We start from the raw sequence: 22,333 nt of genomic DNA on the forward strand, positions 1-22,333 counted from the left end.
AGAATAAGGACTAGGAAAGCTGCTTTTCGGGAATTATCTGCTGATACACCCGCAGGAAAGCGGCACCTACCGCCGGATAGCTGAACCGGGCTATGGCTGCGCTGCGGAGGGCGGCAGAATCAAAGCGGTCAGCCGGGGCTTGCAGCACATCCAGCAATGCCTGGGCCAGAGCATCTTCATCCCCGGCCGGAACCAGCAGACCACAGGAGCCATCCTCCGGCATAAGTTCCGGCACACCGTTTACCCGGGTAGCTACGGCAGGCAGGCCGCTGGCTTGGGCTTCAATGAGTACACAGGGCAGGTTTTCATAATTGGAAAACAGCACCAAGGTCTGCGCCCGCCGCATTTCAGCGGCTACTTGGGTAGGCGTCAGCTTGCCTAAAAACGCAACGATACCACTGGCCAGCAAATCTAATTCGGAAGCCAATTGATGCATCCGGGCTTCGGCCGGGCCATAGCCGGCAATACGCAGACTTACCAGGAGGGCTGGATGCGCTGCTCGCAGCCGGGCTACGGTGCGTAAGATGCCGCTCAGGTTTTTTGCCTGTTCATTGAAAGCGGCCACATGCAGCAACCCTTGTCTTGAAGCAGGCTGCGTGGGCGGATAGAACAGCTCGGTATCCACCACATTGGGGATAATGGCCGTGCGGGCATTACAACCACCCAGCCGGGCTACTGCCTGCCGCAAGTCTTCCGATACACAAGTAAACGCCGCTGCCTGCCTTACCAGCCAGGCAGTAAGCTTGCGTTTTCCCCAGCCTAACTGCCATGTATTGGCTGGCTGAAAAATAGTCCAGTGCTCGGTCAGCAGGTATGGGATGCCATGCTGCCACTTTAACCACCAAGCCAGTACTCCCGCCCGAAACAGCACATGCGCGTGCACCAGATCTGGCCGCTGGCCGCCCCAATGCTGGCGTACAGCCCGCAAACCACGGCCCATACAGACCAGCCACAACAGCAGCTTTACGGGCTTTTCCAACCAGGGTAGGCCCGTAGGCCTAGCCCGATAGTAATAGCGCCAGGTAGGCGTGAGGCCACTTAGGTCAGTTTCAACGTCAATCAGGGTAGGCAATGGGCCACGGGCTACGGCCGCAAATACCACAGCCGTTTGCAGGCAGTTATCCGCCGCCCCGGCCTGCGCAATGGCCTGGATATGCCGGGCCACGAAGTCCCCATCCTGGTCGTCATAGCGGTTGGGGTACCACTTGGGCAGCATCAGTACGCGCAGTTTGCTCACGGCATGCAAGCTACGGATTCGGGCGTGAGGCGCTATTCTCGCCGAACATAAAAGTAAGGGGAAAGGCTGGTAATAATTTGGTAATGATAAGGACCGATTGGTGTAACATTAGACCGGGACCTTTGTGGCATAATCTACTGACATGGCCACACTTCTAACCCGAATCATTACCCTGGCGCTGTTGCTGTTCGGCTTCAGCTGCCTGGAAGCCACGGCTCAGACTGGTACCATTACCGGGGTCGTGAAAGACGAAAAAACAAAGGAGGCCATTATCGGGGCTAGCGTGGGGGTGCAGGGCACTACCATTGGCGCTGCCACCGACCTGGACGGCCGCTTCACATTGGCCAAAGTACCGGCGGGGCCCCAGACGCTCGTCATTTCCTACATCTCCTACCAAACCAAGACCATTCCGAGCCTGACCGTGGAAGGCGGTAAGGCCCTGATGGTGAATACCAGCCTATCGGAGTCAGCGCATCAGCTGGCCGATGTGGTGGTGACCGGCCAGCGCATTACCAATACGGAAGTAGCTGTTATTACCGAAGTGAAGAACGCCCAGCTGGTAGCAGTGGGCGTTTCTTCGGAGCAGATAGTGAAGTCACAGGACCGCGACGCGGCCCAGATTGCCCGCCGCGTACCCGGCGTCTCCATTCAGGATAACCGTTTCGTGCTGGTGCGCGGCCTTACGCAGCGCTACAACTCCGTGCTGCTGAACGATGTGCTGACCCCCAGCACCGAAGTAGACAGCCGCGCTTTCTCCTTCGACATGATTCCGAGCAGCGTCATCGACCGGATGATGATTTACAAATCGGGCTCGGCGGAGTTGCCCGGCGAGTTTGCGGGTGGTGTTATTAAGCTGTATACCAAGCGGGCTCCCCAGGAGAACTTTACCAACCTGACCATTGGCGGCGGCTACCGCACCAACACCACTTTTCAGCAGGTGCAGCAACAGCAGGGCGGCAAGCTCGATTTCCTGGGTTTTGATGACGGCAAGCGCGACCTGCCCGGCAACTATCCGGTACAGCTGCATGTGCCGCCCTTCACGGCAGAGCGCGCTGCCGCCTATGCCAACCAGATGCCCAACCGCTGGGGCCTGAAAACCAGCAAAGCGCTGCCCGATTTCCGACTGGGCTTCAATATGGGCCGCCGCTTTGCCCTGGGCGACAAGGAGGCCGGTACGCTCACCAGCCTCAACTACGGCAGCTACAATCAGTTTTCTGACATCGACCTCTCGTTTTACGAAGGCCAGAAAGTGGGCCAGCAGTACAACGACCGCACCTATAGCACCAACGTGCGCCTGGGCCTGGTACAGAACTTCTGGCTGCGGGTAAATCCACGCAACTCCTTCGAGTTTAAGAACCTGTTCAATCAGCTGGGTTTCGCCGAAACCGTAAGTCGTGAAGGTCAGGACATTACTTCCTCTGACAGCGACGTGCGGGCCTACTCGCAGCGCTACGAGAGCCGCAGCCTGTACTCGGGCCAGCTACTGGGCAAGCACGACCTGGCCAACGATAAAACTAAAATTGATTGGCAGAGTGGCTTCTCCTTTATTCGCCGCACCGAGCCTGACTGGCGCCGGGTACGATATATCCGTCCCCACGTGAACCCGGAGGCGGAAGGCGCACAGGCCGAATTTGGCGTGGCGCTACCCTCAGACCCTAACCCGACCGACGCAGGCCGCTTCTTCTCCGAGCTGACGGAGCGGGTAGAAACCGTTGGCGCCAACCTGACACAGCAGCTGGGCCAGAAAGACTCTTCTTCCGTATCGGGTGAGGAGCGCAGCCTGAAGCTGAAAGCGGGCCTGTACGCTGAGCGTAAAGACCGGAACTTCACGTCCCGCTTCTTTGGCTACCAGGGCGTAGGCAATACCAGTGGCGTGCGTTATCTGCCGCTGGATCAGGTTTTTGCCCCTGAAAACGTAACCGGCACCGAGGGTAAGCTAACCTATGAGGAAGGCACGGAACCCAACGGCCGCTATGATGCCAGCAATACGCTGGTAGCTGGCTATGCCAGCCTGACGGTGCCAGTAGGTGCCCGCTTCACCGGTACCCTGGGCCTGCGCGCCGAGTACAACGACATCAAAGTGAACAGCCGCCGCCTGGACGGCACGCCTACAAAAGGCGGTACCAGCCTGCTCAGCCCGCTGCCTTCGCTGAACATGACCTACACCCTCAGCGACAATGCGCTGGTGCGGGCCGCTTACGCCGCAACCATCAACCGGCCTGAGTTCCGGGAACTGGCCCCGTTCAGCTTCTATGATTTCAACCTGAACTCGAATGTGGTGGGTAACTACACGCTCAAAACTGCCAACATCCACAACCTGGACGTGCGCTGGGAATATTACCCGGCCTCCGGCGAAATGATTTCGCTGGGTGCGTTCTACAAAGAGTTCCGCAACCCCATTGAGTCGTTCCTGCTCTATACGCCTTCGGGTTTGAGCAACACCTTCGTGAACTCAAAGTCGGCGCAGAACTACGGTGTGGAGCTGGAAGTGCGCAAGTCACTGTCCGAAATGACTAATTCCAGCTTGCTGCGGCGCATCTCGCTGTCAGGTAATGCTTCCTACATCGTAAGCCGCGTAGATCTGGGCGAGACGGTACTGGCCGCTGATTTGGGCGGGGAAGTAAGCCGCGAAAATGTGGCCGATATCCAGGACCAGAAGCGTCCGCTGCAGAACCAGTCGCCTTACCTGATCAACCTGGGCGTTTACTACAACCACGAGGAAGCCGGCACGCAGTTCAGCCTGCTGTATAACGTGGTGGGTCCGCGCATTTTCGCAGTAGGCAACCGCCTCAACCCCACCGTGTACGAAGCTCCCCGCAACGTTATTGACCTGGTGCTGACCAAGAACCTGAGCAAGAAGCTGGAGCTGCGCGCTGCCGTCCAGGACGTGCTCAACCAGCCCGTGAAGCTGGTGCAGGACCTCAATACCAACGCCAGCATTGATAACAGCGACCCTACCGTGCGCTCCTTCCGCCGCGGCGCTAATTCCACGCTGGGCCTCACGTTCAAATTCTAATTCCGCGCTTCATACAGTACCCAACTCCTATAATTCTTTCCATGAAAAAGCTGAGTAAAGCACTGTTGGTAGCCATGATGACGGTGGCAGCGATAAGCTGCAAAGAAGACAACCCCGACCCCATTCCGGTGGTGGTAGACAACGGCCCCCGCGATGCGCAGGGACGCGTGGTGCTGGAAGGTGAAATCAAAACCAGCCGCACGCTACTGGCCACGGAGAAGTACCTGCTAAAAGGCTTTGTGTATGTGACAGAAGGTGTAACGCTGGAAATCCAGCCGGGCACCGTCATCTTCGGGGACAAAGACACGAAAGGCTCCCTTATTATTGAGCGTGGGGCCAAGCTGATTGCTAACGGCACCGCCGCCAAGCCCATTGTTTTTACCTCCGCCCAGGCTAAAGGCAGCCGCAAGTACGGCGACTGGGGCGGCGTAGTACTGGTAGGTCGGGCACCCATGAACCAGCCTTCCTCCACCAAGCTGGAAGGGGGCATCCGGGGCGAGTTCGGGGGCTCTGATGCCGCTGATAACTCCGGCAGCCTGCAGTATGTGCGCATTGAGTTTGCCGGCGTGCCCCTTTCCGCCGCCGCCAACAGCGAAATCAACGGCCTGACCATGTACGGCGTAGGCTCGGGAACCACACTTAACTACATTCAGGTTTCCTACTCCGGCGACGACTCTTATGAGTGGTTCGGCGGCACCGTAAATGCCAAGCACCTGGTAGCCTTCCGTGGCTGGGATGATGATTTTGATACGGATTTCGGCTACGTGGGCAAAGTGCAGTACGCCGTTTCACTGCGCGACCCGCAAATTGCCGACCAGTCGGGCTCTAATGCCTTTGAATCGGATAACTTTAACCCCGGCACCAAGGCCGATGGCACTATCGGCGCCAACGAAGGCATGCCTCTCACAGCGCCGGTGTTCAGCAACGTAAGTGCCTTTGTAACGGCGGGCACGCCCTCTAACACGCAGCAGTCGGGCAGCGGCGCGTACCAGTCAGGTATGCACCTGCGCCGGAACACATCTACCAGCATCTTTAATACGGTGGTTGTGGGTTATCCCGAAGGTCTTCGCCTGGATGGCGGCCCTACCTGGGCCAATGCTCAGTCGGGCGGCCTCACCCTGCGCGGTGTAGTGGTAGCTAACAACACCACGGCGCTGGTGGCGAAGAACAACACAGATGCCTTCACGCTGGACCAACTGACCACCTGGTTTAAAGAAGCCGGTAAGGCCAACTCGGTGGTAGCCGGCGCCGAGCTGAGCACTCTGGGTCTCAATGCCAGCAACTTCAACTTGTCAGCCCCCGGTTTCCTGCCGCAGGCCGGTTCTTCACTGCTGAGCGGAGCCACCTTCGAGGGAAAAGCTGCCGACAGCTTCTTTGATAAAGTGACCTACAAAGGTGCCTTTGGTACCGAGAACTGGGCGCAGGGCTGGACCAACTTTACCCCCGAAAGCACCGACTATTAATATTTATTGCTGGTAAGGCGAGTTCATAAAAAGCCGGAGCACTTGCTCCGGCTTTTTTATTGCCCATCAAGCCCCGTGCAGGTTCTGCGCCGAAGCTGTACTTTTAGGGCCTGTCACCTTCTGATCTGTTTGCCCCATGCTTCAATCTATGACCGGCTACGGTACCGCCACCCGCGAAACCGACCAGTATTCTCTCGTTGTCGAAGCCAAGTCGCTGAACTCAAAAGGCCTGGACCTGAGCCTGCGCCTGCCTCGTTTTCTGAATGATCGGGAATTGGAAATACGCAACATGGCTACCCGGGCATTAGGTCGCGGTAAAATCAATCTGAGCATTGACTTCAGCCGGCCCCGCACTACTACCTCTGTTCAGTTTGTCCTTAACCAAGAGGCCCTGGTAGCCGCTTATCAGGAGCTGGCACGGGCTGCAGAGCTGGTAGGCGCGCCCAAGGACGATTTGTTTGGTTTGGCGCTGAAGATGCCGGGCGTTATTCAAAGCCCTACCGAAGCCGCCCGCCCCGAGGAAAATGAAGCCTTATCCTGGGAGGAACTGCAGCCCGTGCTGCAGGAAGCTCTCGATAAGCTGAACCAGTTTCGACAGGATGAAGGCCAAACCCTCACGACCGAAATCCTTAGCTATATTGACCGGATCCGCATCCTGCTGGCCGACGTAGACCGCCACGACCCGGTGCGAGTAGAAACCATCCGGGAAAAGTTGCGGGCTCATTTGGCCGACTTAAGCACGGCCGAGCAGTTCAACGCCAACCGGTTTGAGCAGGAGCTACTCTACTACATTGAGAAGCTTGACATTGCTGAAGAAAAGGTGCGCCTGATTAGCCATTTGCACTATTTTAACGAGACAGTATTCCTGCCGGAGCCCACTGGGAAGAAGTTGGCTTTCATCTCCCAGGAAATCGGGCGGGAGATTAATACCATTGGCTCTAAGGCGAATGATCCTGTGATTCAGCACTTAGTGGTGGAAATGAAGGAAGAATTAGAGAAGATCAAGGAACAAATCAATAATATCCTTTAAGTCCTGTTTTGCACTATTATGCCGGGATATTTGATTAAAATTGTATTATATTAATTATTAATAGTATATTAATTTATTGAGTAAAATTGAACAATTTTACGCTTGGCTATTTAAAACCTTCTTATATTTGCTCGTCCAAAACGCTGAGTATCTCACTCATCGGTCATTCCCGCCTAAGGGGAAGGGCTTGGTGTCGGTGTTGTAAAAATATTTTTTATTAAATACTTGCAGCTCCGAATATTGTCAGTAAATTGTGTTATCCGAACAGTTGGATTTTTCTTCTGATCCGGCTTTTCTCTAAGATTGATTCCATCTTTTTTCTGCCTACGACTATGAAAAAAGCTCTACTCTTCCCAGTATTCAGCCTGATGCTTTTGCTCATGGCTGCCCGTCCTGCCGCAGAAGTTGAACTTATCAAGAAGCGCGTTCTGAGTGAGCGGGTTGAAATCCTTATCCCCAAAGGTTTTGAGGTGATGAGCGAGCAGCAGATGGATTTCATCTATGCGAGAGCCCAGAGCCGTCCTAGTGTTATCTATACCAACAGCAAGGAAGCCAGTATTTCCTTCACCTACACCGATAACACGGCGGATCAGGATATGATCCAAATGTATACGGACAACTTCATCAAGACCTACTCCAAGCAGTTTCCAGACGCCAAGTGGTTTGGAAAAGGCATGAAGGACGTAAGCGGCCGTCACGTTGGCTACCTCGAGTTGATGAAGCCTGAGCTGGGTCACGAAGTATATAACCTGATTTTCTTCACTGACGTGGAAGGCAAACTGCTCATGTGCACCTTCACCTGCGCTGACCGTCAGAAGCCTGAGTGGGAAATGGTTGCCAAGCAAATCATGAACTCCCTTAAGTCGAACGGCTAAGCTGCACCGCTACCCGGTATACCAATAAAAGCCACTACCCCGAAATACTCTGACTTAGGTTGGGCTATTTCGGGGTAGTGGCTTTTATATATGTCTCTATCTACCTTAATGGGTCAGGTAAGTCAGAAATTGGGTTAGTAGCCGATAAAGCTCGGAGTAGCGGGTAAGCGGAAGTGTTTCAGCTTTGTCTTGTATATCATGATAGGCTGCTATGCCACCCCGGGTATATAGGAAGAAGGCGGGCACACCAGCTTCTGAAAAGGGGAAATGGTCAGAATTGGCGGCTCTGCCGCGGGCAGCAAGAGACCCCACGCTGGCAGTGCCGGAATTGAGCTGTTGCAATATTTGGAATTCCTTAGGGTGCAGGGTGCCATTAACTACCGTAGCACCAGAATCCCCGGTACCTACTAAGTCCAGGTTAATTAGGAAACGGACGGAGCCTAAGGGGAACAATGGGTGGGCCGTGAAATAACGTGAGCCGAGCAGTCCGGCTTCCTCCCCACTAAATCCAATGAATACTAGCGTATAACGCAGCCGATGAGCTGGCTGGCTAAAGTGGCGGGCCAGTTGTAACAACATGCTGGTGCCACTGGCATTATCGTTGGCACCCGGGAAATAGTGGTGCCGGCCCAACTCACCTAAATGGTCGTAATGAGCCGTGACCACCAGAAGAGAATCGGGGCGGGCAGTGCCGGGAATATAGCCCAGTACATTCTGTGTGCGGTAGCTTTGCTGCAGGCGTGCCTGCAGATCTATGGTAATTTCCTTGGCGGCTGGCGGCCAGGCGAGAGCAGCAACTAGCAGCCTTGGCTGCGGTGCTTGTTTGGCGGCGAGGGAAGCTGTAAGCTTTCCCGGAATCAGGACCACTATGGCACGGGCTTCCTGTAGCTTTTGGGCCAGTAATGGCTGCGCCATAGCACGCTGATAATCCTGCTGGGCTACTGCCAGCGCAACGGCCTGCAACGGCTGCGCCAGAAACTGCTGTAGAAGCGGCTCCTGGGAAAATACCAGCGAATCAAAGTGGACCACTGAAGCAGTAAAGCGGCCACCACCTGATTCGGGGGCTACAATAAAATCATGGCCGGGTCGGAGCTTTTGCTGGTCAGCTGTAACCGAGAGGTTGCCCGGAAAGGTATTAACGGTTAGCGAGAAAGGCTGCGTGTAGTCTCTGGCCGAACTAAATGGTAGCAAGCCCAGGCGTTTGAAGTGCTTGGCCAGGAAGGCCGCCGCACGCTGGTCGCCGTGGTGAGTATAGCCGCGTCCGTGCAGGTGCCGGGAGGTAAGGTAGCGCAGAGTACGGCGTACCTCTGGCGTATCCTGGCCGTGGGCAGGTGCAGAAGGTAAAGCCAGCAAACAAACGCTCAATCCCAGCCATTGCAGGGAAGGCCGGGTCAGCTTCCAGAATACTGGCATACACGAACGAACAAAGGCTGGCAAAACCAACCTACTGGGCAAGGAAGAAAATTACATAAAACGGCGCATGGCCATCTTGGCCATCACTAGCCCGGTCAGCGTGCCTAAAGCATCACTGAGCACATCCGTCCACTCGGCATAACGGCCCAGATTCATCAGTAACTGGGTAAGCTCAATGAGGGAGCCAAATAAGGTGCAGGCCACAAACAAAAGAAGGAAAGCGTGAGTGCGCAGCCAGGGGTAACGAGCTTGCCGCTGGGTAGAGAAATAGCACAGGATAGCCAGAACCCAAAAAACGAAGGCATGCGCCGCCGTATAAAAAGAGAACAGCTGCCAGTGCGGCTCCGGCGGCATATGGTCCTTCGGGGTAAGCGTCAGGACCAAAATGACCACCGCCCACGTCGCGGGCAGCGCGGCATAGGCGCGGGGGCGAGACGTGGGCGGGGCCGGATACATCAGCAAAAAGTTTATGCGCCTACCAGGTCACCATAAGCTTCGGCAGAAAGCAGATCAGCCAGCTCCGAAGGATTGCCAACCGACATTTTAATCATCCAGCCGTCGCCATAAGGGTCTGAGTTGACCAGCTCGGGGCTGCCGTCCAGCTTCTCGTTTACTTCCAGCACGGTGCCGGAAATAGGGCTGAACAGGTCTGATACAGTTTTTACGGCTTCTACAGTGCCGAATACGTCGTTTCGGGCTACGTCTTTATCAACGGTGTCAATGTCAACGTACACAATGTCGCCGAGTTCTTTCTGAGCGTGGTCGGTGATGCCGATGTACGCCACGTCGCCTTCGACGCGAATCCACTCGTGCTCTTTGGTGTACTGCAGGTTAGCGGGCAAGTTCATAGTGCTGGGGAAAGGAAAACGGATGGTATAAGGCCAAATCGGCCGGTGCTCAAAAGTAAGAGATAATGCTTGTAACGCCAGCCCCGGCCCGGAATATGCGGCCGGATAGGTGTTCTGAAGAGGAGGCTGAAGAAAAGCTTCCGACAGGCAGAAGCCTTTCCTGATCTGACACCTTATTCTGAGAGGCTATAGCGCAGCTGCAGGCCGCCTTCGGTGGCGGCGTTGCGGTAGCCCGAGTTGCCGCGCGGCTCCGAGATGATACGGGTGAAGTAGAACTGCAGGTTCAGCCGCTGGTTCAGCACGTAATCAATAGTGGGGCGCAGCTGCACCTGGCGGCCACCATTGGTGGTAGTGCTGTTAGACTGCCCCGGATCAGTAGCCGATACATTATTAATGCGGCGCTGAATAGTGCTGTTGTCCCGGATAGATAAATCGAGGCGGGCCGTCAGCTCATTGCGCAGCACGCGCTGCTCGCCGCCAATGCGGAAAGGCAGCTTCAGCTGATTGGTGACGTAGCCAAAGCCAATAACCATTTCCTCCGTGTGCAGCTCCGTTACCTCGGCGTTGGTGGTGTTCAGCGAAAGGTTGCGCTCTGTGCGGTATTCCACGCGGCCCGTTACCTTTTCCAGGGTCTGGAAGTTAAGGCCCAGCAGTGGCGACATCCGCTCCAGAATACTTACCTGTCCCAGCACGAAGTAAGGAATGAAGTCGCCATTCGGATTAACTTCCGATGCCAGACCCAACGGTTCAGCATTATACTGCGCCGAGGTGGAGTAGCTGCCGATGTTGTAAGTAGAGGCGTAGGCATGCGTGATGGAAACCGAGCGGAAGAACCGCTGCATGAATGGCAACTCACCCAGGCCATTGTAATCAATACGCCAGTTGGGCAGCGGCAGCATGGCAAACGGGTCGAACTTCTTAGGCTTATAGCCATCCGAAGAACGGCCGCGGTAGGCGTCTAGGAAAGCCGGAATCAACACATCCTGGGAGTTGAAGCCGTACGTGCCCGGGTTTTTATTTTCTTCATCCAGCCGGTCACGGATAATCTGCCGGTTGGCCACATACCGGTCAAATGCTTTCGATTCGGTACCGCCCCGGCTCTGGTCGCCAAAAAGGGTTTGAATGGAAATGAAGGACGTGCTGAAAGAGCCCGTGCCCAAAGGCAGCTTGGGCGCCAGTCGGTTCTGATCAAACTGACCATTGGCGTCGCGGTACGGCTCCAGCGTAATGGGGTCTACTTCCAGGCGGTAGAATACTTCCCGGTTGCGCACCGCCAGGCGGGTAGCGTCCAGCTGAATATTGAAGTCGCGGAAGGGCTCCAGCGCCGTGCGCAGGTTCAGGTTGGTGGTTTCCAATGAGCTGAGCGGCGTATTTAGATAGTCGCTACGCTTGGTATACCAATCACCCGCCTGGGCCCGGTTGTACAGCTCATCCAGCCCGTACTGCTTGCCTAGAATAAAGGGCAGACCGGGGGCATCAAAGTCACTGTTCATACCTAAGAAACGAGTCTTAGGCATGTAGCCCGGCAGCAGTGTGCCCGCCGTACGGGTATAAGTAAAGTTAAGGTTCCGAGCCGTCATCAGGGAGCGTAGCACCGCTTTCAATACGCGCATTTCCGGGCCTTTAGTAGTATCGGTCGGGGCCTGGGCCACGGGGGCTTGCGGGTTGCGCTTGGCTTCTTCCGCCGTGGGGCGGCGAGGGGGCGGGGGCGCGTTATTGATGATATTCAGGAAGCGTACCTTATTGTAAAGCTTCACCAGGTCGATGCGGCCGTTGGCGCTCAACTCCGCGTTATTCTGAATGGTGTTGCCCAGATCCAATGGAACGGTTTCCCCATCCGGGTTAGTAGGGTCTTTCGGCACCGTGAGGGCCGTAGATGCCGCCTGCCACGAGTAGTTGGCGGCGTAGCGCGTGTCGGCACTCAGCCAGTCCGTGAGTGGGAACTTGTCCAGTGGCAGCCGGTAGGTGAGGGCTATGGTCTGGTTGAAGTTGGTGGTGCGCCCACCACGGCGGAGGTTTTCCCACAGCTGGGCCCGGTTGCGCCGGGAAATATCATCGTCGCCAATGGTGCGGCCAGGGCCTTCATCCACGGTGCCGCGGTTAGCGGCGGTGTAGTCCAGAGCCAAACTCTTGGTCAGGTCCCACTTCAGATCATAAATGCGGTTGAAGAAGAAGCTTTTCTGGAATACGCCCGGGATGCCCTCTGCCGAAGGCACCTGACCTGGCAGGGTAGTGCGTTGCAGGAACCGCTCATTGTAGCGGCGGTCCAGGTCGGCACGGAAGGCAAAGCGGCTGGGCAGAGGCGTAAAGTTCAGCTCCTGCAGCATCTTCAGGTACGGCGACTCCAGGGCCTTTACCCCGGCCAGCGGCGTGTAGTTTTTGGGTGTGGTCTGGTAGGTGTAGGCCAGCGCCGCATTAAAGGTTTTGGTGAAGTCCCGGTCGGTGCGGATATCGGTGTGCAGTTGCTCGTTCAGGGAGTAGCTGAGGGCGAAGTTCTCAATATCATACGGGCGCACTTTCTTCTCCGGATTCACCCGCTCCTTGCGCAGGTTCAGCACGCTAATGCTACGGCTACGCGTTTGGTCCGTCACCTCGCGGCGGTAGGCCGCCCGTTCGCCATCGGTTTCAAACTTCTCTAATGACTGTTTCAGCTCCACATCAGGGTCCAGCGGGTCAAAGCGCGGCGAGCGGGACTCTGTGCCGGCCTGCACCAGCACCGGAATACGCAGGCCCAGCTTTTCCGGGAGTAGCTTTTCCGCTGCCACAGTGGCGTTCAGGTCACCGCGGGCTACATCGTCCAGGGAGCGTTGCTGCACTTTGTCCTGCAGGCTGCCAAAGCCTACGGTGAGGTAGCTGCCGGTGGCCGTTACGTTGGCCAGATCAGCCAGCTGGGTGTTAAAACGAGCCGTAGCGGCCCAACCGGCGGTGCGGTCAAAGTCGTCTACACGCAGTTCATCAGCCCAGATACATACGGACTGCTCTGCCGCGTCATCAGTGGGGTTGAATATGCCAATCAGTACGCCCTGTACCTCCGAGAAATCGGGGTTGCCGACAATCGTAATGGTGCGGCCATCGGCCAGCTGCTTTACATAGGGTACCCGCAGATCCGTTTTGGTCTTGTTGCGCTCCATCTTGGCATCCACAAGCTCCTGGAAGGCTATATCAATGTTGTTGGCTGGATTCCAGATTTCCGATTCATTGATAGAGCCCTGCGGCGTAATTTTCAGTGGCAAGGAGTACTCGTAGTAGTTCTGGGTATAGTCAGTACCGATGCGGACGAAGGCACGAACCTGGTCGTTGCGGGTACCGGTTTCACTTTCAGCGTGCAGGAACATGCGCAGGCGCTTGTAGCGCAGCATGTTGATGCTAACATTTTTGTAAGCGGCCTTGCCATATCCTTCGCGCAGGCCTTCCACGCACAGGCGCAGGCTTTGCTCATTCTGCTCCCGGTTTACGGTGCTGGAGCCAAACTCCCGGTCGCGGCGAATGCCGGGCGGCAGTACGTATGGAATGGCATCCGTGCCGGCGTTGCTGCTGGAACGTCCATTTTCTTCCAGGCTCACTGTCGAAACAGCAAAGGCGTCGGCATCGGCATCGGTATTCACGTTGGGCTTGCCGGGCTCGGCCACGGTGCCCAGGAAGCGGCGCCACTGGTTAGCTACAAACTGCATCTGCACAAAGCGCAGCACGGTGGGTTGCTGCCACTGCGTGAGGTACAGGCGCATAAACCGAATCGACTTAAAGCCGAACGGCTGCCCATCGGGAGTGCCGCGCACCGCCGTGGGCTGGCGCACTGGCACCCGGAACTGGTACCACGTCACGGCGTCGCCGTTCACGTTTTTAGAGACCTTGTCTACAATGAAGTTCTCGCCCACGCGCAACTGGCCGGGCTTCAGCGAAATCTTGTATTCGTAGTAGCGCTCCGTGTCAGAAATGACGTTGTCCCGGTTCAGGTCTTCCTTGTCGGGCAGGGGAGTGGAGCTTTGCTGGCTGTTCTCCGGCGAGTTGGCCTCCATGCCGTTGTACTCCTTGTAGCGGCCCAAGATCTTAATGTCGCGTCCGCCGGAGTTATAATAGTCGTTCAGGTGGTGGCGGAAGTCATCGGCCGAAGGGTCTTCCAGCGTGCTATACACGCCCTGAAAGAAGGTTTTTTCCTCCGTGTCGTTCAGGCCGTCCAAGCCGATATCCTGACGGTTGCGGCCGCCGGGAGCGGTGGAAAATGCATCGGTCAGAAACTGCTGGGTACTCACGCGGCCCCACACGGTACGGTCCGTGTCCCGCTCCGGGTCGCCTTCCTCATCCGAAAGTCCGTTCTCAAACTCGTAGCGGCTCTGGTCCTTCAATACGTCTTCCGATACTGCGCCCAGGTTCAGGTACAGCTCACCACCGGTAGTGTTGTTGACGGCCGGATGCTCACTGTCGTCTATCTGGCCGTTTTTACCCGGTATGAAGGGGTCCATTAGCCAGAACTCCAGGTACTCTACGTTGGCGTTGTCGAAGTCGGTGTCAAAGGTGATTTCGCGGCTGATGCCGGCGTAGTTCCTGGCAGGAGTCGGCAGCGTTTTGCCATCAGCGCCCACGGCAGGGTTGTAGTTGTAGGGGCCGCGCTCGGTGGGGAAATACGCCAGGTCCAGCGGGTACTCGTAGCCGTTCCCCAGGGTGCCGTTGTCGCGGTTTGGGAAGATTTCCGTACGCGCAATGCCCCGGGTATAATGATTCAGCAGGTCGGCCGCACGTATGTTGTTGGGCTTGCTGGAGCCGTTGTTGTAGTACGACTGATCAATAGTGTACCAGGCCAGCTTGGCGCGATTATAGGCCGATGCCTGATCAGTGCCTTCCAGCAGAGGCAGGGGAGTAGCTGCCAGCCGCCACGAAGTAATAGAGCTAATACCGCTGAGCGTGTACGGCGTACGCGCCCCTTCAAAGTCATCAACGTAGGAAACCCCATTTTCGCCGCGGCCCAGCTTGGTTTTGCCGGGTACCAGCTGCGCAAATTCCCCACTGAAGGCTACGGAGGAAGGCGCTTTGGTTTCAATCAGCGGGAGCATATCCAGGTACTTGGTCAGCACCCGCGACTCGCGCCGCATGTTCACGTCCAGCCCGTACATGGTATTGTTGCCGGGCTCGTCACCAATATTCACCCGGTTGATGCCCGGCGCCTGGTTTTCCACCAGGTGCAGCACCGTGCCACCAAAGTTGATGTCTTCGTTGAGGCGATAGTCAAACCGGGCGCCCAGCAGGCGGCGGGGCTGCACCTGCACCAGGGCATCTTTCTCAAAGGCCACGCGCAGCTCGTTGGCCGCATTCAGGTAGGCCGGGTTCAGGATTTTTACCTTGGCCTGATCGTAAAATACCTGATAATCGGTGCCTTCCTGCAGTAGCGTGCTGCCGGAATACACCCGCACGGAGCCCTCGGCCACTCGGATACCGGGCAGGCTGATTTCATCAGTAGCGGTAGCCTGGTAGCGGCCCTGCAGGTAGAATTTATCCTTCTCCTGGCGCTGTTGCGCGTCGCTCTGGGTCTGGTCGTAGAGCTCCTGGTACACATATTTGTCTACCAGGTCCTTCTCGGCAACTGTATCAAACTTGCTCTTCAGGTAAGAACCAAAGGGCTCTACTTCCGGGAAAATGATGCGGCCCTGCTCGGGGTCTACAGTAATGCCGGAGAGAAAGTCGAAGTTGCCGTCGGCGGGTCGGTCGTTGTTGGCGTTTACGTTGTCGAGGTTGAAGACCTGCACCAGGGGAATGTTCTGCACCTGCTCGCCTTCCTTCAGCGAAAGCAGGTCCACGCCCGAGGCATCATCTTTATAGATAATGTCGAGGCGGAAATTGTCGCGGTTGAGTTGGTTGGCATTCAGGGAGTAGATGTTTTTCATCATCAAATCCCAGGTAGGGTACTGTAGGGCGGGGTTGGTGCTCTTCAGCATTTTCAGGAACACCACCTCGTCCTGCTGCACATTGGAGCCATATTCATTCACCGTCTCGCCCACCCGAAACACGCGGCCGTTGAAAGTGTACTCGTAGGAAACCGCCAACACCTGTTCCGGCAGCAGCGAGGTATTCAGGGAAATATAGCCCAGCTGCGCATTGAAGGTGTACTCGCGCGGGTCCAGCTTGCGGGCCCGCACATGCTCGTAGTCCACTGATTTCGAGAGCCCTAGGGAGTTTAGCGCGTCATCGGTGGTGAGGTTACTGCGGGACCCAGGGGCACCCACTACCTTCTCAAACTCACTATTGGCATCGTTGGCGGCCGGGGTGCGGGGCGGCTGGGGCTTGCGGAACTGCTCCCGGAAAAGCACTTCGGGCTCACCCAGGTCCATCAACCCCACCACGTTGCGCAGGTTGTCAGTAGCGCGGTTGTCGTTGGTTACATACACCTCCAGCCGGCGAATGTCGATGCCCGACTGGATAGTGGGCAGGTTGCGCAGGGCCGCATCATACCGGTCGCGGAAGAACTGCGAGAGGAAGAAGTGCCGGTCCCGCTCGTACTGGCTGGCCTTAATCTCGAACGGGCGGCTCTGGCCGCCGTTCTGCACACGCACCTCATCGGCCTGCCCGCGCAGGGTAGCGGCTACGGCGGTAACGGCCAGCTTGCCAAACTGCAGCTGGGTTTTCACGCCAAACAGGTTCTGCCCACCCTGAATGAGGGAGTTGTTCAGCGGCAAGCTCACGTTGCCGAGCTCAATCTTGCGGATGATATCGGTATCGAAGCCCGTAAAGTCGAGCTTCATATTGTTTTCGAAGTCGAAGGCCGCCTTCGTATCGTAGTTGAGTGAAACCCGCAGCTTCTCGCCAATCTGGCCGGCGAGGTTCAGGTTCATGTTCTGCTCAAAGTTGAAGTCACCGGTTTTCTGCTGGCGCAGGGTAAGCGTGGGGTTGCGGTTGCGGTTGAACTTGGCCCCCGCGCGCACGGTAACCGAGCCATTGGGGCGGATATCTACGAAGCTGCCCCCAAAAATCCGGTCGGCAGCCGGCCCCAGGTAAATCTTAGGAATCAGGCGCTGGGCTACGGCGGGCGTGTTGGCCTCGCCAGCTACCCCGCCGGCTGCTTTATTCCGGAAGTAGTTGCGAATGGTCTGCTGCTCCTGCCAGCGGGAATACTCCTCAAACGTCATCCGCGTCGGGTCGCGGTAGTTGATGCTGTCCCCCACGGTTTCCGACAGGTCCACGCCCTGCAGACTGTCGTCCACCGTTACGTTCAGGTTCACGTTGGAAGGCAGGTCCAGCAGCAGCGGCGACTCGCGGCGCTGGGGGCTCAGGCGGTTGCCCACCCGGTCAGCCGGGGCCACTTTGGGGCGGCGGCTGGGCCGGTAGCGGCTGGTATCAGAAGGCAATACGGTACGTGGGGTATCGGCAGCCAGCATATGCTGACCCGACGCCCAAAGGCCCTGAAATGCAAAAGCGCCGGCTCCGGTGGCCTCAGCCTGCGACCACCAAGCCAGCAGTGACGCAAAAACGACGGATACGGCGGTGAAGGAGTGCTTACCGGTATTCAATTGTCAGCAGGGACAGAGGGTATTCCTAATGGGACTTAAGGGCAAATTTAATTAATTCTTCCACGCTAAGATCGTTGCCATGGCGCTGCTGAATCTGGTCGAGCTGCTTTTCTGCCGCCGCCCGGGCAAAGCCAAGGGTAACCAAGGCTGCTAACGCTTCGGAGCGGTTGGTATTGTGCTGCCGCGCCAAAGGCACGGTATCATAGCCAGCTTTGGCCAGTAACTCTTCCTTGCGGAATTTATCTTTCAGCTCCAGCACCACGCGCTGGGCCGTTTTGGGCCCCACGCCTTTAATACTCTGGATAGAGCGCACATCTTCCTGCACAATGGCCTGCCGGATTTCCCCCACCGACATGGAGGACACCATTACAATGCCCGTGCCCGGCCCAATGCCCGAGACGGAAATAAGCTGCATGAACAGGGCCTTTTCGTTGGGGTCCAGAAAGCCGTACAGGGCCTGCGCGTCTTCCTTAATATGCTGATAGGTATAGAGTTTCGCTTTTTCGCCTTCGGTCGGCAGCTTGGAATAAGTAGCCAGCGAGATTTTAACTTCATATCCCAGGCCGTTGAGGTCGATAATGGCCAGGGTAGGGTCTTTATAGGCTAGTTTACCGTCGAGGTAGGCAATCATGCGGTGGGGAGTAGATTCAGAAATTCAGTGGAACCGGGTTTGAGCCCAGAAGGTACGCAACTAACACCAGAAAGCCGGTTTTCTATCCCGTAAACTGCATTCTTCGGGCATAAAATGGCCCTAACGTAACCCTTGGGCAAAGAGTTATTGCGAGGTAAATATTCGACTACCCACGGTTGAGGGCCGTGCGAAATCCTGAGTTAGAAACCGAACTATCAGCTCATGCTCACTTGCTCAGAAACCCTCAATTGATATCAAGTGGTAAATCGAAGCGGCCCTGTGTAATCGACTCAACCTGTCCTTCTGCGTTGACCGGATGCATCTCGAAGGTGCCGGAAACCACCTTGGCCACGGTGTCAAACCGAGTAATGGTCAAGGAGCCCATAGCTGTCGGGTTGGTATAACAGACAGATGAATACCGGGTAGCACGGTATTCCCCATAAGGTGGATTGCTGGAGGTCATCATGGGGTTGGCCTCCTGATTCAGCAGGAAGGTACCAGGCTGCCGGATGTGAGGTAGAAAGAAGTACACTTCAGAATTTTCTTCCTCATTTACACGACTAAGCACTACATAAAAGGACCTGCCGGACGCACTGGGATACCAACTCGTAACAAAGGGCGCATTAGAGCCTCCCATACCTAGTAATACTCGATACTCCGGCGTCCACGCCTTGCCATTGACTAAACAGCCCGCGGTGCCTTTGCCTTCTTGGGTAGCAGGGGGTAAGGCAGACAGTTCGTCTTTCTTACAGCTGGTTAGTAGTAATATCAGGCTGAGCAGCATTCCGATAGTTTTCATACAGAGGATAAAAACGGAGGGTATAGTATAGATTAAGAATGAAGTCTGAATGACAGCTGCCCACAGAATTAGACGCTGGGTTAGAAACCGCCCGACTAAAACATCAGGCAGAATGCAGTAGTCTTTCACGGGTAAGAAAGGTGGTGAAACCCACAGTAGAAAGAAAACCGGAATATAGCAGCATCAGACTTTTTACACCGCCCCACCAAGGCATGGTGGAATTCAATAATATCAAATACAGTAGATACAAGCTGTTTTAGCGAGTTGTGCCAAGAGCAGATATCGGACTTCGAGATGCTCCCAGAACGCAGCAGCGCGAGAAATCTGGGCCGCTCCGTATAAGAGCTACTCCAGATTCCTCGCGCTGCTCGGAATGACAATTTAAAAGCCTACAGTCCCCGCTGCGGCTCCTGGGCGTCTACCACCGCAATGGCGGCCATGTTTACGATTTCCCGCACGGAGGCACCCAGCTGTAGAATGTGCACCGGCTTGCGCATGCCCATCAGCACCGGGCCAATTACCTCCGCCCCGCCAATTTCCTGGATTACCTTATAGGCAATGTTGCCGCTGATAACGTTCGGGAAAATCAGAGTATTGGCGCCGCCTTTGTCGGCCAGCTCGGAGAAGGGGTACTGCTCGCGCAGCAGCTCCGGGTTCAGGGCCGTGTTGGCCTGCATCTCGCCATCAATGATGAGCTCCGGGTAACGCTTCTTTGCCAATTCAGTAGCCTTGCGTGCCTTATCGGGTAGCTCGCCGGGGTTGGATCCAAAGTTGGAGTAGCTGATAACGGCTACACGAGGTTCGGCATCAAAAAAGCGAACGGCCCGCGCCGTAAGACCAATAATGTCCACCATTTCCTCGGCCGTAGGGTCAATGTTCACGGTGGTATCGGCAAAGAAGAACGGCCCTTTCTTGTGTTGAATGATGTACATGGAGGCCACGCGCTTCACACCTTCTTCTACCCCAATTACCTGCAAAGAGGGTACAATGGATTTGCCATAGTCCTTGCTCAGACCGGTGATAAAGGCGTCGGCCTCGCCGGTTTCCAGCATCATGGAGCCATAATAGTTCCGCTCACGCAGCAGGCGGCGGCCTTCATAGATAGTGATGCCGCGGCGCTGGCGCTTCTGATAAAGCAGGTTGGCATACTCTTCCCGCTTAGCCTCCTGTTGCAGGATATCGATGATTTCGCAGCCTTCCAGGTCCAGGCTGTTTTCGGCAGCCAGGCGGGCAATTTTGTTGCGGTTGCCGAGCAGAATGGGTTTGGCAATGCCTTCTTCGCTCAGAATCTGCGCTGCTTTGAGCGTTTTGTAGGTGTCGCCATCGGCAAAAACCACGCGTTTTGGGTTACTGCGCGCGGCCTGCGTAATGCGGTTCATCAGCTTCTGGTTCACGCCCAGACGGCTGCGTAGCTCATCTTCGTAAGCCAGAAAATCATCAATCTGGATGCGGGCCACGCCGCTTTCCATAGCCGCTTTGGCTACGGCCGGACTCACGGTGGTAATCAGGCGCGGATCCAGGGGTTTGGGAATCAGGTAGGTACGGCCGAACGCCAGCGTGTTGTCGCCGTAGGCACGGTTTACCATATCAGGCACAGCATCCTTAGCCAGCTCCGACAGAGCTTTCACCGCCGCCAGCTTCATGGCTTCGTTGATTTCCGTAGCCCGCACATCCAGTGCCCCCCGGAAAATGTAGGGGAAGCCCAGTACGTTGTTTACCTGGTTGGGATGGTCGGAGCGGCCGGTGGCCATAATGATATCCGGGCGAGTGGCCATGGCCAACTCGTAGGCAATTTCCGGATCGGGGTTAGCCAGCGCAAACACAATAGGGTTGTCGGCCATCAGCAACAGCAGCTCGGCCGGCAGCACGTTGGCGGCCGAAAGGCCCAGAAATACGTCGGCGCCTTCCATGGCCTCGGCCAGTCGGGTGATGGGCCGGTGGGTGGCAAACTGCAGCTGCAGCGGGTCGAGGTCGGTGCGGCTGGGGTTGATGATACCGTCCTTATCAAACACCACTACGTTTTCCAGTTTCAGGCCCAAGGCAAGATACAGGCGCAGGCAGGAAATGGCAGCGGCCCCCGCACCGCTCACCACCAGCTTAATTTCATCGATGCGTTTGCCGACTACTTCCAGCCCGTTGAGCAGGGCCGCTGAGGAAATAATGGCAGTGCCGTGCTGATCGTCGTGCATCAGCGGGATATTCATTTTCTCCCGCAGCTCCGTCTCAATGCGGAAGCACTCGGGAGCTTTAATGTCTTCCAGGTTGATGCCGCCAAACGTAGGCTCCAGCGCCTTTACAATCCGGATGAACTCGTCGGGGTCGGTGGCATCAATTTCAATATCAAAGCAGTCGATGCCGGCAAACTTTTTGAACAGTACGCCTTTACCTTCCATCACAGGCTTGGAGGCATCAGGGCCGATGTTGCCCAGGCCCAATACCGCTGTGCCGTTGCTGATAACGGCTACCAGGTTACCCTTGGCGGTGTACTTATAAACGGCGTCCTTATCGGCGGCAATTTCCTTACAGGGCTCGGCAACGCCCGGGGAGTAGGCCAGCGCCAGATCCAACTGGGTACTGACGGGCTTGGTGGGGACAACTTCAATTTTGCCGGCGGGCGTACGGGAGTGATAATCCAGCGCTTCCTGTTTATTTATTTTCAGCATGCGTGCAATGGTAGGGTGGTTCCTCGGGTGTGAGGCAAGAAGCAAGTTGGGGCGAATTTGGCCGGAATCAAAGTTTAGGCGGCATGCAGCGTAAACGCAAACGCCCCGGGCAAAGGATGCCTGGGGCGCATAAACCGGCAGAGAAACAGGTGGCTACTCCAGTTTTACATGGGTGAAGGTGCCAGTTACTTTCAAATTGCAATGCTCTTTTTCGGTGTTGTTCACGCCCCCATCAAAAGGGTTCGGAAGGTTATCCATCTGGAGCGAGTAGCTGCCACTAATTAAGCGGCGCGACGCATCATAGCTGGTGATTTTCAGTTCTCCGAGCATGATGTTCCAACTGCTGCCATATATCACTCCGGCGGAACTGCCAGTAGTATTTTTGGAGTACAGCGTATAGCGCGTGGTAACCGCACCGGGGTTGGGGTCGGGTTGGCTTTTCAGCGAATATGTACCCAAAACCCCCGCTGTCAGCTTATCAGCAGCAATAAGAAAGCTTATAGCATCCAGGCCTTCCTTGGGGGCAAAATACAAAGACAGCTCCTGGGGAGTGAAAGCGCCGCGCCCCAGCATAGTAACGTGGGTGTAGGTAATACCCATTGCGGCAGTAGTACCCAGAAAATCCTGCGTCCGCGTCATCGTTAATTCCATGGCCGGATCAGCAGCGGGCGTTGGCGAAGGGTCAGCATCCTTTGAGCCGCAGGATACCGCCGCAAATGCGAGAAGCATTAAAAAGAGAAGTTGCCAGAGGGTTTTCATAACCTGATATAGGAGAAACAGAAGCGAGAAGATTTATCAGCACAAAGCTTTCAAAAGAAAATGGGAGAACCACCACGGTGGTCCTCCCATAATCATGTGAGTG

13 protein-coding genes are annotated in these 22,333 nt (G+C 56.1%); 4 read left to right on the top strand and 9 right to left on the bottom strand.

Features of this window, described 5'->3' with window-relative positions; genetic code table 11:
• Window positions 1–10: 10 nt before the first annotated feature.
• Window positions 11–1,237 carry a glycosyltransferase gene (locus Q4G72_RS03740; RefSeq protein WP_303310092.1) on the bottom strand — a complete coding sequence of 409 codons (1,227 nt, stop codon included), beginning with the start codon at window positions 1,235–1,237 and terminating at the stop codon, window positions 11–13.
• A 142-nt stretch (window positions 1,238–1,379) separates the two neighbouring features.
• Between Q4G72_RS03740 and Q4G72_RS03745 the strand changes: the two genes are divergently transcribed.
• The 4 genes from Q4G72_RS03745 (at window position 1,380) to Q4G72_RS03760 (ending at window position 7,621) form a co-directional block, all read left to right on the top strand.
• Window positions 1,380–4,253, top strand: a complete 2,874-nt coding sequence (locus Q4G72_RS03745) for a TonB-dependent receptor (RefSeq protein WP_303310093.1) — start codon at window positions 1,380–1,382, stop codon at window positions 4,251–4,253.
• 41 nt (window positions 4,254–4,294) lie between these two features.
• Window positions 4,295–5,716 (top strand): beta-helix domain-containing protein, encoded by a 1,422-nt coding sequence (locus Q4G72_RS03750; protein ID WP_303310094.1) that lies wholly within the window; start codon window positions 4,295–4,297, stop codon window positions 5,714–5,716.
• Window positions 5,717–5,852: 136 nt separating this feature from the next.
• On the top strand, window positions 5,853–6,746 hold the full coding sequence (locus Q4G72_RS03755; protein WP_303310095.1) for a YicC/YloC family endoribonuclease: 894 nt from the start codon (window positions 5,853–5,855) through the stop codon (window positions 6,744–6,746).
• A 332-nt stretch (window positions 6,747–7,078) separates the two neighbouring features.
• Window positions 7,079–7,621, top strand: coding sequence for a hypothetical protein (locus Q4G72_RS03760; protein WP_303310096.1), 543 nt, complete (start codon window positions 7,079–7,081; stop codon window positions 7,619–7,621).
• 105 nt (window positions 7,622–7,726) lie between these two features.
• On the opposite strand, the gene Q4G72_RS03765 is transcribed toward Q4G72_RS03760, so the two are convergent.
• From Q4G72_RS03765 to Q4G72_RS03800, 8 genes are all read right to left on the bottom strand, one after another.
• Window positions 7,727–9,034 (bottom strand): M28 family metallopeptidase, encoded by a 1,308-nt coding sequence (locus Q4G72_RS03765; protein ID WP_303310097.1) that lies wholly within the window; start codon window positions 9,032–9,034, stop codon window positions 7,727–7,729.
• A gap of 51 nt (window positions 9,035–9,085) precedes the next feature.
• On the bottom strand, window positions 9,086–9,490 hold the full coding sequence (locus tag Q4G72_RS03770; RefSeq protein WP_303310098.1) for a VanZ family protein: 405 nt from the start codon (window positions 9,488–9,490) through the stop codon (window positions 9,086–9,088).
• Between the two features lie 11 nt (window positions 9,491–9,501).
• On the bottom strand, window positions 9,502–9,882 hold the full coding sequence (gene gcvH, locus Q4G72_RS03775; protein WP_303310099.1) for a glycine cleavage system protein GcvH: 381 nt from the start codon (window positions 9,880–9,882) through the stop codon (window positions 9,502–9,504).
• 173 nt (window positions 9,883–10,055) lie between these two features.
• Complete coding sequence (gene sov / locus Q4G72_RS03780) at window positions 10,056–17,378, bottom strand: T9SS outer membrane translocon Sov/SprA (protein WP_303310100.1); 7,323 nt, start codon at window positions 17,376–17,378, stop codon at window positions 10,056–10,058.
• Between the two features lie 25 nt (window positions 17,379–17,403).
• A complete protein-coding gene (gene ruvA / locus Q4G72_RS03785) occupies window positions 17,404–18,009 on the bottom strand; it encodes a Holliday junction branch migration protein RuvA (protein WP_303310101.1) in 606 nt (201 codons plus the stop codon).
• A gap of 244 nt (window positions 18,010–18,253) precedes the next feature.
• Complete coding sequence (locus tag Q4G72_RS03790) at window positions 18,254–18,808, bottom strand: Riean_0653 family protein (protein ID WP_303310102.1); 555 nt, start codon at window positions 18,806–18,808, stop codon at window positions 18,254–18,256.
• Between the two features lie 389 nt (window positions 18,809–19,197).
• Window positions 19,198–21,471: an NADP-dependent malic enzyme gene (locus tag Q4G72_RS03795; RefSeq protein WP_303310103.1), complete on the bottom strand. Its 2,274-nt coding sequence runs from the start codon at window positions 21,469–21,471 to the stop codon at window positions 19,198–19,200.
• Between the two features lie 153 nt (window positions 21,472–21,624).
• Complete coding sequence (locus Q4G72_RS03800) at window positions 21,625–22,200, bottom strand: hypothetical protein (protein WP_303310104.1); 576 nt, start codon at window positions 22,198–22,200, stop codon at window positions 21,625–21,627.
• Window positions 22,201–22,333 lie beyond the last annotated feature (133 nt).

This window comes from Hymenobacter sp. BT730 (genome assembly GCF_030542105.1).
Taxonomy (GTDB): domain Bacteria; phylum Bacteroidota; class Bacteroidia; order Cytophagales; family Hymenobacteraceae; genus Hymenobacter.

Coding starts and splice junctions, on each gene's coding strand:
- gcvH (WP_303310099.1), bottom strand. CDS start 9,882: ATGAACTTGCCCGCTAACCTGCAGTACACCAAAGAGCACGAGTGGATT.
- Q4G72_RS03800 (WP_303310104.1), bottom strand. CDS start 22,200: ATGCTTCTCGCATTTGCGGCGGTATCCTGCGGCTCAAAGGATGCTGAC.
- ruvA (WP_303310101.1), bottom strand. CDS start 18,009: ATGATTGCCTACCTCGACGGTAAACTAGCCTATAAAGACCCTACCCTG.
- Q4G72_RS03750 (WP_303310094.1), top strand. CDS start 4,295: ATGAAAAAGCTGAGTAAAGCACTGTTGGTAGCCATGATGACGGTGGCA.
- Q4G72_RS03760 (WP_303310096.1), top strand. CDS start 7,079: ATGAAAAAAGCTCTACTCTTCCCAGTATTCAGCCTGATGCTTTTGCTC.
- Q4G72_RS03795 (WP_303310103.1), bottom strand. CDS start 21,471: ATGCTGAAAATAAATAAACAGGAAGCGCTGGATTATCACTCCCGTACG.
- Q4G72_RS03770 (WP_303310098.1), bottom strand. CDS start 9,490: ATGTATCCGGCCCCGCCCACGTCTCGCCCCCGCGCCTATGCCGCGCTG.
- Q4G72_RS03745 (WP_303310093.1), top strand. CDS start 1,380: ATGGCCACACTTCTAACCCGAATCATTACCCTGGCGCTGTTGCTGTTC.
- Q4G72_RS03790 (WP_303310102.1), bottom strand. CDS start 18,808: ATGAAAACTATCGGAATGCTGCTCAGCCTGATATTACTACTAACCAGC.
- Q4G72_RS03765 (WP_303310097.1), bottom strand. CDS start 9,034: ATGCCAGTATTCTGGAAGCTGACCCGGCCTTCCCTGCAATGGCTGGGA.
- Q4G72_RS03755 (WP_303310095.1), top strand. CDS start 5,853: ATGCTTCAATCTATGACCGGCTACGGTACCGCCACCCGCGAAACCGAC.